The following is an 11,763-nucleotide window of genomic DNA, read 5'->3' on the forward strand; positions in this document are numbered from 1 at the left end:
GGTGGAGGCACCCCTGTGGTACCGGCGCGACCCGGCAGCGTTTAGGGTCGGGCGGAAACCGGACCAGTGGCGACAAGCGGCGCGAGCGAGGCCGGGCGGTAGGAAAGACGGCGACGGAGCGCGCGACGCGAGGCGGGGGGACGTGGTCATGGACCGTACAGAGGGGCAGCCCGGCGAGGACCGGCAGCCCGGGGCCGCGGCCGCGCCCGGGAAGCCGGCCCCGGCGCACCGGCCCGCGGGCCGGGCGGGCGGCGGAGCGGGGATCGGCGGCCCCGGAGTCGGCACACCGCACCCCGGCACGGAGTCCGACCCCGCTGCGGCCCGTACGCCCGTCGACGAGGAGCCGCCCACCGGCACCCCGGCGGCGGGCGAGGCCGGGGCCGGTACGGCTGGGGCGGGTACGCGCGCGGGCGGAACACCCGCGGTCGCGAAGACCGGTGTCACGCCCGAGGTGGAAACGCCTGGGGTCGGTCCGGCTGGGGCCACGCCTGGGGCGGGCACGCCTGGGGTCGGTCCGGCTGCCGCCACGGCCGGCGCGCGGACGCCCGCTGCCGGAACGCCCGAAGCCGGAACGCCCGCGGTCGCGAAGACCGGTGTCACGCCCGTTGCCCGTCCGCCCCTGGTGGGCACGTCCGGCGGCTCGTCCGGTGGTGCGTCGGGCGGGGGAGTGTCCGCGGGCCGTGAGCCCGCCGAGGGGCCGCTCACCGGTACGCCTGCCGGCGGTGTGTCCGCGGCCCGTACCCCGGGCGCGGTGACGCCCGCCGCCGGTCCTGCGGCGCCCGGCGGTGGGGTGCCGCCCCTGCCCGTCGTGCCCGCGCGGGTCGTCTCGCTGACCGCCGGGGAGTTCACCCTCACCGTCAACCCCGTCGACGGCAGTGAGATCGAACCCCACCGCCCCGGCACCGGCCCGGACCCCGACCGCCGTCCCGCCAAGCGCGACGCCGCCTCCCGCGCCGCCCGCGACAGCGCCGCACGGCCTCCCGCGCTGCCCGGGCCGCCCGTTCCCGACCGGCCCCTGCTGGAGCGGGCCGAGGAGCAGCAGCGGATCGTACGGCTGCTGCAGCGCGGCCGCTCGGTCCGGCTGACCGGGCCCGCGGGCTCCGGCCGCACCTCCCTGCTCGACGCCGTGGCCCGGGCCTGCGCCGACCTCGCGCCCGACGGCGTGGTCCGGCTCAGCGGCTACGGCCAGCAGCAGCCGGCCGAGCTGCTGCACGCCCTCTACGCCGCCGTTTACGACACCGCCGGCGGGCGCCCCGACCGTACGGCCCTGCTGGCCCGGGTCCGGGAGATCGGCGCCATCGTCCTCCTCGACGACCTGGAGCTGGGCGGTCCCGCACTGGACGAACTGCTGAGGGCCACCCCCGAGTGCGCCTACCTCCTCGCCGCCACCCCCGATGCCAAGTCGCCCTCGGACGAGTCCCACCTGGACGAGGTCTTCCTCGGCGGCCTCGGCCGCGCCGGCTGCACGCAGTTGCTGGAGGCGCTGACCGGACGCCCCCTGACCGAGGCGGAGACGGCCTGGGCCGGGGACCTGCGGTTCGCCTCGGAGGGGCTGCCGCTGAGCTTCGTCCAGGCGGCCGCGCTGCTCCGGCAGCGCGACGAGCTGAACGGGACCGCCACCGCCGGGGACGGGGACGAGGACGAGGAGCCCGGCGTCTTCGAGGAGCGCCCGCGCGACCCCGCCCCCGTGCCGCTGCCCACCCTGGCCCAGGCCGCGGCCCCCGCCGAACTGCTGGCCTCCCGGGTGAGCGAGTCGGCCCGCGCCGCGCTGCGGATAGCCTGCGCGCTGGGCGGAGAACTCCCGCACCCCGCGCACCTGCCCGCGCTGGTGGGCGACACCCACGCGGACACGGCCGTGGCCGAACTGCTCGGCTGCGGGCTGATCACCCCGGTCGGACCGCGCTACCGCCTCGCCGAGGGGGTCGCGCGGCAGCTGGAGGAGGCCGGGTACGGGGGTGCCGGCGCCGAGGAGGCGCGTACCGCCGCCCGGCACTACGCCTGGTGGACCGGGCACTCCTCGGTCACCCCGGAGCGGGTCGCCGCCGAGGCCGACGCGGTGCTCGCGGCGCTGGCCGGGGCCGATGTGGTGGCCGCCGTGCTGCTGGCCCGGACGGCAGCCCCGGCCTTCGAGGCCTCGCTGCACTGGGACGCCTGGGAGCGGGTGCTGCGGGCGGGGGCGGAGGCCGCGCGAAAGGCGGGGGAGGTCGCCGAACAGGCGTACTTCCACCACGAACTGGGCGTCCTGGCCCTGTGCGAGGGCCGCCTGGACCGGGCCCGGGCCGAGCTGGAGGCCTCGATCGGGCTGCGCGGCGCGCTCGCGGACAAGCGCGGGACCGTCGCCGGGCGGCGCGCGCTGGCCCTGGTCACCGACCGCGAGGCGATCGGGCCGGCCGCCTCCCCGCCCCTGCGCCTGGAAGCCCCACCGGCCCCGCCGGCCCCGGGCACGACGCCCCCGCCTGCGGCCGGCCCGAACGCACGCACGCCGTTCCCCCCGGTCGGCGGGGCGAAGGCTCCCGGGGCCCTGGGGTCTGCCCCCGCGGCGCCCGCGCCCGGCGCCGGCCCGAACGCACGCACGCCGTTCCCGCCGGTCGGCGGGGCGAAGGCTCCCGGGGCCCTGGGGTCTGCCCCCGCGGCGCATTCCCCGGCGACGCCCCCGCCTGGCGCCGGGCCGAACGCGCGCACGCCGTTCCCGCCCGTCGGCGGGACGCGCGCGCCCGGGGTCGGGGCCGGCGTACCTGCGCCCCTCCCGTCCGCCCCCGGGGCGAAGGGGGCAGCGACCACGCCCGCGACCGCCCCCACGACCTCCCTGGCGAAGTCACCGGCGGCCGCGCCCACCGCCCGGCCCACCGAGCCCGCGACGGCCCCCACCGCCCGGCCCGGGCAGGCGGGCGGCGCTCCCGCGCCCGGTTCCGAGGCCGTCACCCAGGTCAACCCGGTGATCCGGCGGGCCCAGCTGCCGCCCCCGGAGACCCCGAAGAACCTCGCGGCGCTCTTCGGCAACGCCTTCCCGCCGCCCGCCCCCGCCCGGCCCGCACCGCCCCGCCCCGGCGGCCCGCACCCGGCGGCCGGACCGGCCCGGCGGCGCCGCACCGCACTGCTCGGGGCGGCCGGGGTGCTCACGGTCGCGGCGCTCGGCACGGTCATCGGCCTCGCGCTGGCCTCGGACGGCGCGCAGGAGCCCGAGGCACCCTCGGTGTCGTCGAGCCCGTCGGCGCCGGTGTCCCCGCACGTCCCGCAGGTGCCCGGCACCGGCGGCGGCGACCCGGCGAACGACCCGGCCCCGACGGCCGCCCCCGGCCGGTCCACCGGCCCGCAGCCGGGTTCCAGCGGGGGCACCTCCGCCGCCCCCACGCCGAGCGGTGCCCCCTCGTCTCGGCCGCCGGCGTCCTCGCCCGCTCCCGGGCCGTCGCCGAGCCCGTCGGCGCCGAGTCCGTCCGCGCCCGTCGGCTCTCCGTCGGCCCCGACCCCTTCCCAGTCCCAGTCGGGTTCGACCACGTCGACGGCCTCGACGCCGTCCGTGCCGGTGCCGCGGTCTCCGGCGGCCACGACCACGGGCTGACGCTCGCCGCGCCGGGGGGCTGGAAGGGCCTCGGACGCCGCCCGGGCCGGGATGCCGCAAAACGCCGGCGGGGCTGGAAGGATCCAGCCCCGCCGGCGTTGTCGTCCGCGTGCGTCAGAACAGCCGCAGCTTGTCGTCCTCGATGCCGCGCAGGGCGTCGTAGTCCAGGACCACGCAGTCCATGCCCCGGTCATTGGCCAGAACCCGCGCCTGCGGCTTGATCTCCTGCGCCGCGAACACCCCGCGCACCGGCGCCAGGTGCGGGTCGCGGTTCAGCAGCTCCAGGTAGCGGGTCAGCTGCTCGACGCCGTCGATCTCCCCGCGCCGCTTGATCTCCACCGCCACCGTCGCGCCCGACGCGTCCCGGCACAGGATGTCCACGGGACCGATCGCCGTCATGTACTCGCGCCGGATCAGCGTGTAGCCGTCGCCCAGCGTCTCGATGCGGTCCGCGAGCAGCTCCTGGAGGTGCGCCTCGACCCCGTCCTTGATCAGGCCCGGGTCGGTACCCAGCTCGTGGGAGGAGTCGTGGAGGACTTCCTCCATGGTGATGATGAGCTTCTCGCCCGCCTTGTTGACGACGGTCCAGACGTGTCCGTCGTCCCCGCTCCCCTCCTTGAGGGTGCACGGAGGCGACATCCAGTTGAGCGGTTTGTACGCCCGGTCGTCCGCGTGGATCGAGACACTGCCGTCGGCCTTCACGAGGATCAGACGGGGTGCCGAGGGCAGATGGGCGGTGAGCCGACCCGCGTAGTCGACGGAGCAGCGGGCAATGACGAGACGCATGGTCGGCAACGCTACTCGACCGACGGGCCTTCACGCGATTCGCCCCTGAAAGCCCCGTTCGCCGATGGCGCGTTGTATGCGCATTCTCCTGGTGCGCCACCCGGTGGGCGCCTACCGTGGTGAGCGGGAGGTTGCCGAGCGTGCACACTGCGTCGCGGCCTCCTTCCCTGCCCGTAAGACTCCGGCAACCCAAAACGCCGGGGTCACGAGAGGAGAACCCATGTCGCTCGACGTCTCACCGGCCCTACTCGAACAGGCCGAGCGAGGCGAGGTCGACGAAGCCGCCTTCGTCGACTGCGTCCGGACCTCCCTGCCTTACGCATGGGAGATGATCAGCTCGTTGACGGCCCAGCTGGAGGTTGAGGGCGGAGAGTTCGCCGACAACCAGACGCCGCCGCCGGACGAGCAGGCGCGCGGCCAGCTGCTGCGCGCGCTCGCGAGTGACGCGATACGGGGTGCGCTGCAGCGGCACTTCGGGGTGCGCCTGGCCTTCCAGAACTGCCACCGCGTCGCGGTGTTCCCACTGGACCCCTCGGTGGACGACCGGCTGGCCAAGTTCACCTCGATCCGCGGCCAGCTGCTCAACCAGTCGCCGGAACTGCGCGACTGCTAGCGGGACCGGTACTCGCTGCCGCTCCGTGTCGCGGGAGGTGCGACTGACACCGGAGCGGCAGCCCAGGCCTTAAGGGGGCCGGGGCCACGACGGGCAGCCCAGGCCGTCCCGGGCCGGGCCGGCGGGTCAGGTCAGCCGGGGCAGGACCTCCGCGCCGAGACGCCGGACGTTCTCCTCCGTCGCGGCGAGGTCGCCGGAGCCCTCCGTCAGCAGCGCGAAACGCGTGATGCCCGTGCGCTCCGAGGTGGCCGCCAGCCGGTCCGCCGCCAGTTCCGGCGTGCCGACCGGGTGGAGATCGCACAGCAGCTGCGTATAGGCGTGCGGATCGCGCATCGCACGGTGCCGGCCGTCCACCGTCACATGCGCGTCGAGGCCCTGGCGGAGCCAGCCCGGCATCGCCTTCAGCAGGGTCTCGCGGGCGTCCACCGTCCGGTCCGCCAGCTGGCACACCCCGGCCGACACGTGCCCGGCCTCCCGTACCGCCTCCGGCGCGTGCCCCGCCGCCAGCGCGGTCTCGCGCCACAGCGCGACCATCCCCGCCTTCTCCTCGTCCCCGCAGTGCATGCCCAGCAGCATCGGCAGCCCGCGCCGCGCGGCCGTGCGCACCGACGCGGGGGAGGTGCAGGCGACGATCAGTTCCGGCCCCGTCCCGTCCCCGTCCAGGGCCTGCTCCGGGCGCGGTACGACGGCCACCTCGCGGAAGCCGTGCCGCTCGCCGGCCGCCCCCACCCGGGGCTCGGCCAGCCAGCGCCGCAGCAGGTCGAGGTCCTCCGGGAACCCGTTCTCGTACGCGTCCAGCCCGCCCCCGAACACCTCCAGGTCCACCCAGGGCCCGCCCCTGCCCACCCCGAGGGTGAACCGGCCGCCGGAGGTGACGTGGAGCAGGGCCGCCTGCTCCCCGAGGGCCACCGGATGCGTGTTCGGCAGCACGCTCACCGCCGTCCCCACCCGCAGCCGCCGGGTCCGCCCCAGCAGCAGCGCCGCCAGCGTGACCGCCGACGGGCAGACCCCGTACGGGACGAAGTGGTGCTCGGCGAGCCAGGCGGAGTCGAGCCCGGCCTCCTCGGCCGCCTCGGCGGTCCGCACCGCCCGGTGCAGCGCCTCCCCCTGCCCCTGGCCCGGGAACTGGGCCGCCAGTACAAACACTCCTACGCGCATCGCCCTTGGCCTCCTCGCGGCTGGCGCGGCCTCCCCCAGGTGGACCGGCTCGTTGCTCGTTGATGCATCAACCTCTGCTGGCAACAACGTCTGACACGTGCCAAAGGCACGGCCTGACAGGAAAGTTATTGAGATAGTCGGGCCAGTTCCGTTCGCAGGAGAGCCTTCACCGGACACCCTGCGGGTACCCCGCCTCGCTGCGCGTAGTCTGGGAGAAAGTCACCGCCCGCCGCCCCTTCGTGAGGTATACGTGTCACCGCGCCACAACCGCCCCAGGGGCGGCGAGACCCCGGACGAACGGCCTGGGTCCGGCTACGACCGGTACGGACTGGAGCGCACCGAGGAGTACCTGGGCGAGGAGTGGAAGGTCCGGCACGTCGCGGGCGCCAGCGCGGCGGGCAAGCGTTACCGCTGCCCGGGCTGCGACCAGGAGATCCCCTCGGGCACCCCGCACGTGGTGGCCTGGCCCGAGTACGGCGGCGTGGACGACCGCCGGCACTGGCACAAGGCCTGCTGGAACGCGAAGGACCGCCGCACCTCCAAGGTGCAGCGGTCCCGCAACGCGCCGCGGTACTGACCCGCGAAGCCTCCGGCGCTCAGACGTCCCGGCGGCCGACGACGGCGTACGAGGCCGCGATCGCGCCGGCCGTCACCAGGACGATCAGCGTGATCTGGGCCAGGTTGCCGGGCATGCTCGCGCCGCCCATCCCGCTGTCCTGGACCCCGAAGAGCTGGAACAGCCCGACGGGTGCGTTGTAGCGGAGCACCACCAGGCCCAGCCCGGTGGTCGCCGGCCAGGCCGTCAGTATCGAGCCGAGCACGGGCGGCATGGTGACCACGCCGAGCATCACCGCGATGGCGCCCGCCGAGTGCCGCACGAGCGCCCCGACGGCCAGCGAGAGCAGGCCCAGCAAGGTCACGTAGAAACAGCCGGCCAGCGCCCCCGCCCACTCGCCCAGGCCGTGCGGGCCGGCGGCGGGCCCGCTGTGGAGGACCGCCGCCCACAGGCCCACGAACCCCACCGAGCAGGTGATGGTGGTGAAGGCGACGGTGCCGAACACCAGGTACTTGGCGGTGAGCACCCGCAGCCGGTCGGGGGCGGCGGTGAGGGTGGTGCGGATCAGGCCCGTGCCGTACTCGGAGGAGATCGTCAGCACGCCGAGCACGATCACGGCGATCTGCCCGACCATCAGCCCGAAGAGGGCCGGAGCCGGGTAGGAGAGGTTCGCGTAGTCCCCGGCGGCGGTCTGGACGACGGCCAGCAGGCCGACGCCGACGACCAGGGCCACGAGGGAGCCGAGCGTCCACAGCGTGGAACGCACGGAGGTCAGCTTGGTCCACTCCGAGGCCAGTGCGTGCCCCAGGTGCGGGCGCGGGGTGGGCAGCGGCGAGCTGTAGGCGCCGCCCGGCCCGGACCCGTCGGGCGCGGTCGCGCTCGCCGTCGGCTTCCCGGCGGGGGAGGTGCTCATCGGGGGTCCTCGGGGGTGTGCTGGGGGGAGGGGGCCAGGTCGGCGGCGCTGTCCGGCATCAGGAACGGCCGCCGCTCGGATCCGGGGGGCGGGGGAGCGAAGAAGCTCGCGGCTGTCTCGGGAGCCACGGCCGCCGCGGACCCGTCCTCCCACTCGGGGACGGTCAGCGGCTCCGGCTCCCACAGCTCGGCGCGCGGGTCCTCGCTGGAGGTGTACTCGACGGAGGCCTGCGTCATCCGCATGTAGGCCTCCTCCAGTGAGGCCCGGTGCGGGGACAGCTCCCACAGCCGTACGCCGGCCCCGTGCGCGAGGTCGCTGATCCGCGGGAGCTCCAGCCCGGTGACCCGCAGCGCCCCGTCGGGCTCCTGGAGCACCCGGCCGCCCGCCCCGGTGAGGGCGGCCGCCAGGGTCCCGCGGCCCGCGGGGTCCCCGTCGGCGGCGCGGACCCGCGCGAATCCGGCCGAGTTGTGCGTGATGAACTGCTGCGTGCTCATGTCGGCCAGCAGCCGGCCCCGGCCGATCACGATCAGGTGGTCGGCGGTCAGGGCCATCTCGCTCATCAGGTGCGAGGAGACGAAGACGGTCCGGCCCTCGGCGGCGAGCTGGCGCATGAGGTTGCGGACCCAGAGGATGCCCTCGGGGTCGAGGCCGTTGACCGGCTCGTCGAAGAGCAGCACCTGGGGGTCGCCGAGGAGGGCGGCCGCGATGCCGAGCCGCTGGCCCATGCCGAGCGAGAAGCCCTTCGTGCGCTGGCGGGCCGCGGCCTGGAGGCCGACCACGCCGAGGACCTCGTCCACCCGCTTCTCCGGGATCCCGGAGAGCTGGGCGATGGCCAGCAGGTGGGTCCGGGCCCGGCGGCCGCCGTGCACGGCTTTCGCGTCGAGCAGGGCGCCGACGTGCCGCTGGGCGTTCGGCAGCTCGCGGAAGGGGAGGCCGTTGATCGTGACGCGACCGGAGGTGGGCCGGTCCAGCCCGAGGATCATGCGCATGGTGGTCGACTTGCCGGAGCCGTTGGGCCCGAGGAAGCCGGTCACGTGACCCGGCTTGACCTGGAAGGACAGCTGGTCGACGGCGGTCTTGGTGCCGAATCGCTTCGTCAGGCCGACTGCCTCGATCATCGTGCTGCCCCTTGTCGGCCGCGGACGGCTCTCGCCCGCCTATGCCCTAAGAGGATATCGAGCCCCGCGCGGTTCCCGCCGGGACCGGATCCCTGAGCTGTCCCTGAGATCCGGCCCGGGGTTTTCCCGTAGTACGCGGGACGTCCGCCTTGAGACGGACCGCCCCGCCCGTCAGGCGTCCCGCTTCCTGAGGACGAGGTAGCCGCCCAGCACCGCCGCGGCCACCCACAGGACCATGATCCCGAGCCCGCCCCAGGGGCCGTAGGGCGCCTGGACCTGGTTCGTGGTGTCCGCGACGGTCTCCATGATCTTGGAGCCGGCCTGGTCCGGGAAGTACTGGGCCACCTTCCGGGTCGCGGCGAAGGCGTTGAGGATGTTGGAGATCAGGAAGAAGAACGGCATCAGGATGCCCAGCGCCAGGATCGAGCTGCGCAGGACGGTGGTCACGCCCATCGAGAACAGGGTGATCAGGGCCATGTAGAGGCCGGCGCCGATCACCGCGCGCAGGGCGTGCTCCGCGCCGAGGCCGGTGCCGTGCTCGCCGAGGATCGCCTGGCCCAGGAAGAAGGACAAGAAGCTGGTGGCGAGGCCCACGGCCAGGGCGAGGGCCGTGGCGGCCGTGAGCTTGCCGAGCAGGAAGGTCCCGCGGCGCGGCGCGGCGGCCAGCGAGGTGCGGATCATGCCCGAGCCGTACTCGGTGCCGACGACCAGGACACCGAAGACGATCATGGCCAGCTGGCCGAGGGACATTCCGGCGAAGCTGATCATGATCGGGTCGAAGGTGAGCTTCTCGGCGGCGGTCATGTCCTTGAAGCGGGACGCCGTGAAGGTGCACAGCAGTGCGCCGAGGCCGACCGTGACGACCAGGGCGCAGGCCAGGGTCCAGGTGGTGGAGGCGACGGTGCGGATCTTGGTCCACTCGGAGCGGAGGACGGCGGGGAAGGCGGCCACGGTCACGCACCGCCCTCTCGCAGGGCGTGGGCCTGGTACTCGACGGAATCCGCCGTCATGCGCATGAACGCTTCCTCCAGTGAAGCCCGTTGGGGGCTGAGTTCGTGCAGCACGATCTGGTGCTGGGCGGCGAGTTCGCCGAGGCGCTCGCTCGGGACGCCGTCGATTTCCAGGGTGCCCGTGGCGGGGACGCTGATCGCGTTGATGCCGGCCTCGTGCAGGACGTCCTTGAGGCGTTCCTGCTGCGGGGAGCGCAGGCGTACGTAACTGCGGGAGTTGTGATGGATGAAATCCGCCATCGACATGTCGGCGAGGAGCTTTCCCTGTCCGATGACCACCAAATGGTCTGCGGTCAGCGCCATTTCACTCATCAGATGGGAGGAGACGAAGATCGTCCTTCCCTCCGACGCCAGCCCCTTCATAAGATTTCGGATCCACAGAATTCCCTCCGGGTCCAGACCATTGACGGGTTCGTCGAACATGAGGATCTCCGGATCGCCCAGCAGCGCGGCGGCGATTCCCAGCCGCTGGCCCATTCCGAGCGAAAATCCTTTCGACTTCTTCCGCGCCACCGGCGTCAGTCCGACCAGGTCCAGTACCTCGCCCACCCGGCTCTTCGCGATCCCGTTGGACTGGGCCAGGCAGAGCAGGTTGTTGTAGGCGCTGCGCCCGCCGTGCATCGCCTTGGCGTCCAGCAGCGCTCCGATGTGCTTCAGCGGTTCCTTGAGGTCCCGGTAGTGCTTCCCGTCGATCCGGACCGTGCCGCTGGTCGGATGGTCGAGGTCCAGCATCATGCGCATGGTCGTCGACTTCCCCGCCCCGTTCGGGCCGAGGAAGCCCGTCACCGCCCCCGGTCTGACCTGGAAGCTGAGGTGGTCGACGGCGGTCTTCGCGCCGAATCGTTTCGTAAGGCCCTCTAGCTCGATCATGCCGCCACGCTAGAACGCCGAAGGGCCGTACGCCACCTCGAAATGGTGATGTACGGCCCTGGATGCCCGACTTCGGCTACCGGCAGGTAGGTCCGCGTGCGTACGGGGGTGTATCCGCACGCGGGCGTACGGGAGTTGCTAGCGGCTCTGCTGGGCCGGCACGCCGCGGGTGACCGGCTCGTCGTCGATCGGGGAGCCGGCGGCGGCCACGGCCGCACCGGTCAGCGTCGCCAGCATCTCGCGGACGTTCGTCAGCTGGGCGTTGATGGAGTCGCGGCGGTTGGTGAGCGCCGCCAGCTCGCGCTCGGACTCGCTGCGGATACGGTCCGCCTTGGCGTTGGCGTCGGCCACGATGTCCTCGGCCTGGCGCTGCGCGGTCTCCACCGTCTGGCGGGCCCGGCGCTCGGCGTCGGTGCGCAGCTTCTCCGCCTCCAGGCGCAGCTGCTCGGCGCGGTGCTCGATCTCCGCGAGGCGCTTCTCGGCCTTCTGCTGGCGCGAGGCCAGGTCGCGCTCGGACTGCTCACGGCGCTTGGCCAGGTTGGTCTCGAAGTCCGCGGCGGCCTGGGCGGCCTTGGCGCGGGTCTCCTCGAAGAGGGCGTCGGCCTCCTCGCGCTTGGAGGCGGCGTCCTTCTGGGCCTCGGCGCGCAGGGTGGCGGCGTCCCCCTTGGCCTTCTCGACGATGCGGACGCCCTCGTCCTCCGCCTTCGACTTCCGGTCCGCGGCGAACGACTCGGCGTCGTTGCGCACCTGCTGCGCGGCGGACTCGGCCAGCTCACGGTGCTGCTCGGCCGCGCGACGGGCCTCCTCGCGCAGGTCCTTCGCCTCCTCCTCGGCCAGCCGCAGGATCTTCTCGACCCGGGCGCCGAGACCGGCGTACGACGGCTCCGCGTCGCTCACCTGGGCTTGCGCGTTCTGCGTTTCGAGGTGCAGCTCCTCGATCCGCTTTTCCAGGGCGTTGATACGGCCGAGGGCGCTGTCGCGGTCGGAGACCAGCTTGGTAATGCGGTCGTCCACCTGACCGCGGTCGTAACCACGCCGCACGAGCTCGAAGCCGAAGGGGGAGGAAGTGTCGCTCATGGGGTTCCTGTCGAATGAGACCGATGAGGTGCTACGTGAGGTGTTGAGGGGAATCCTAGGCGCCCGGACGGCGTGTCATCGAGTCAATCCGCGTTTGCCCTGG

General features: G+C 74.0%; 10 protein-coding genes. 3 read left to right on the forward strand and 7 right to left on the reverse strand.

The annotated features are described in order from the left end of the window. Positions 1-148 precede the first annotated feature (148 nt). Positions 149-3,559: an ATP-binding protein gene (locus tag BX286_RS25150; RefSeq protein WP_148710294.1), complete on the forward strand. Its 3,411-nt coding sequence runs from the start codon at positions 149-151 to the stop codon at positions 3,557-3,559. 114 nt (positions 3,560-3,673) lie between these two features. On the opposite strand, the gene nucS is transcribed toward BX286_RS25150, so the two are convergent. Then, positions 3,674-4,345 (reverse strand): endonuclease NucS, encoded by a 672-nt coding sequence (nucS, locus tag BX286_RS25155; RefSeq protein WP_079429801.1) that lies wholly within the window; start codon positions 4,343-4,345, stop codon positions 3,674-3,676. Positions 4,346-4,565: 220 nt separating this feature from the next. Here nucS and BX286_RS25160 point away from each other — a divergent pair, with 220 nt between their 5' ends. Beyond that, a complete protein-coding gene (locus BX286_RS25160) occupies positions 4,566-4,958 on the forward strand; it encodes an SCO5389 family protein (RefSeq protein ID WP_030235830.1) in 393 nt (130 codons plus the stop codon). A 126-nt stretch (positions 4,959-5,084) separates the two neighbouring features. On the opposite strand, the gene BX286_RS25165 is transcribed toward BX286_RS25160, so the two are convergent. Further along, complete coding sequence (locus BX286_RS25165) at positions 5,085-6,116, reverse strand: LLM class flavin-dependent oxidoreductase (RefSeq protein WP_121016380.1); 1,032 nt, start codon at positions 6,114-6,116, stop codon at positions 5,085-5,087. A 250-nt stretch (positions 6,117-6,366) separates the two neighbouring features. Between BX286_RS25165 and BX286_RS25170 the strand changes: the two genes are divergently transcribed. After that, entirely contained in the window at positions 6,367-6,693 is a 327-nt protein-coding gene (locus BX286_RS25170) for an ATP/GTP-binding protein (protein ID WP_079429803.1), read from the forward strand. A gap of 19 nt (positions 6,694-6,712) precedes the next feature. Here the strand turns inward: BX286_RS25170 and BX286_RS25175 are convergent, their stop codons facing one another. The 5 genes from BX286_RS25175 to BX286_RS25195 form a co-directional block, all read right to left on the reverse strand. After that, positions 6,713-7,585, reverse strand: a complete 873-nt coding sequence (locus tag BX286_RS25175) for an ABC transporter permease (RefSeq protein WP_079429804.1) — start codon at positions 7,583-7,585, stop codon at positions 6,713-6,715. Then, the gene (locus BX286_RS25180; protein ID WP_100862854.1) at positions 7,582-8,703 is read right to left on the reverse strand and encodes an ABC transporter ATP-binding protein; all 1,122 of its coding nucleotides are present in this window, start codon (positions 8,701-8,703) and stop codon (positions 7,582-7,584) included. Before BX286_RS25180 ends, BX286_RS25175 begins: the two co-directional genes overlap by 4 nt. A 171-nt stretch (positions 8,704-8,874) precedes the next feature. Further along, entirely contained in the window at positions 8,875-9,654 is a 780-nt protein-coding gene (locus BX286_RS25185) for an ABC transporter permease subunit (RefSeq protein WP_079431961.1), read from the reverse strand. Positions 9,655-9,656: 2 nt separating this feature from the next. Then, entirely contained in the window at positions 9,657-10,583 is a 927-nt protein-coding gene (locus BX286_RS25190; protein ID WP_079429806.1) for an ABC transporter ATP-binding protein, read from the reverse strand. A gap of 138 nt (positions 10,584-10,721) precedes the next feature. Beyond that, on the reverse strand, positions 10,722-11,660 hold the full coding sequence (locus tag BX286_RS25195; protein WP_079429807.1) for a cellulose-binding protein: 939 nt from the start codon (positions 11,658-11,660) through the stop codon (positions 10,722-10,724). Positions 11,661-11,763 lie beyond the last annotated feature (103 nt).

It is taken from the genome of Streptomyces sp. 3211.6, from assembly GCF_003634815.1.
Classification (GTDB): Bacteria; Actinomycetota; Actinomycetes; order Streptomycetales; family Streptomycetaceae; genus Streptomyces; species Streptomyces katrae_A.

Bases quoted from the DNA above. Each gene is read 5' to 3' on its own strand.
- BX286_RS25160 (WP_030235830.1), top strand. From the start codon at position 4,566: ATGTCGCTCGACGTCTCACCGGCCCTACTCGAACAGGCCGAGCGAGGC.
- BX286_RS25195 (WP_079429807.1), bottom strand. From the start codon at position 11,660: ATGAGCGACACTTCCTCCCCCTTCGGCTTCGAGCTCGTGCGGCGTGGT.
- BX286_RS25175 (WP_079429804.1), bottom strand. From the start codon at position 7,585: ATGAGCACCTCCCCCGCCGGGAAGCCGACGGCGAGCGCGACCGCGCCC.
- BX286_RS25190 (WP_079429806.1), bottom strand. From the start codon at position 10,583: ATGATCGAGCTAGAGGGCCTTACGAAACGATTCGGCGCGAAGACCGCC.
- BX286_RS25150 (WP_148710294.1), top strand. From the start codon at position 149: ATGGACCGTACAGAGGGGCAGCCCGGCGAGGACCGGCAGCCCGGGGCC.
- BX286_RS25165 (WP_121016380.1), bottom strand. From the start codon at position 6,116: ATGCGCGTAGGAGTGTTTGTACTGGCGGCCCAGTTCCCGGGCCAGGGG.
- BX286_RS25180 (WP_100862854.1), bottom strand. From the start codon at position 8,703: ATGATCGAGGCAGTCGGCCTGACGAAGCGATTCGGCACCAAGACCGCC.
- nucS (WP_079429801.1), bottom strand. From the start codon at position 4,345: ATGCGTCTCGTCATTGCCCGCTGCTCCGTCGACTACGCGGGTCGGCTC.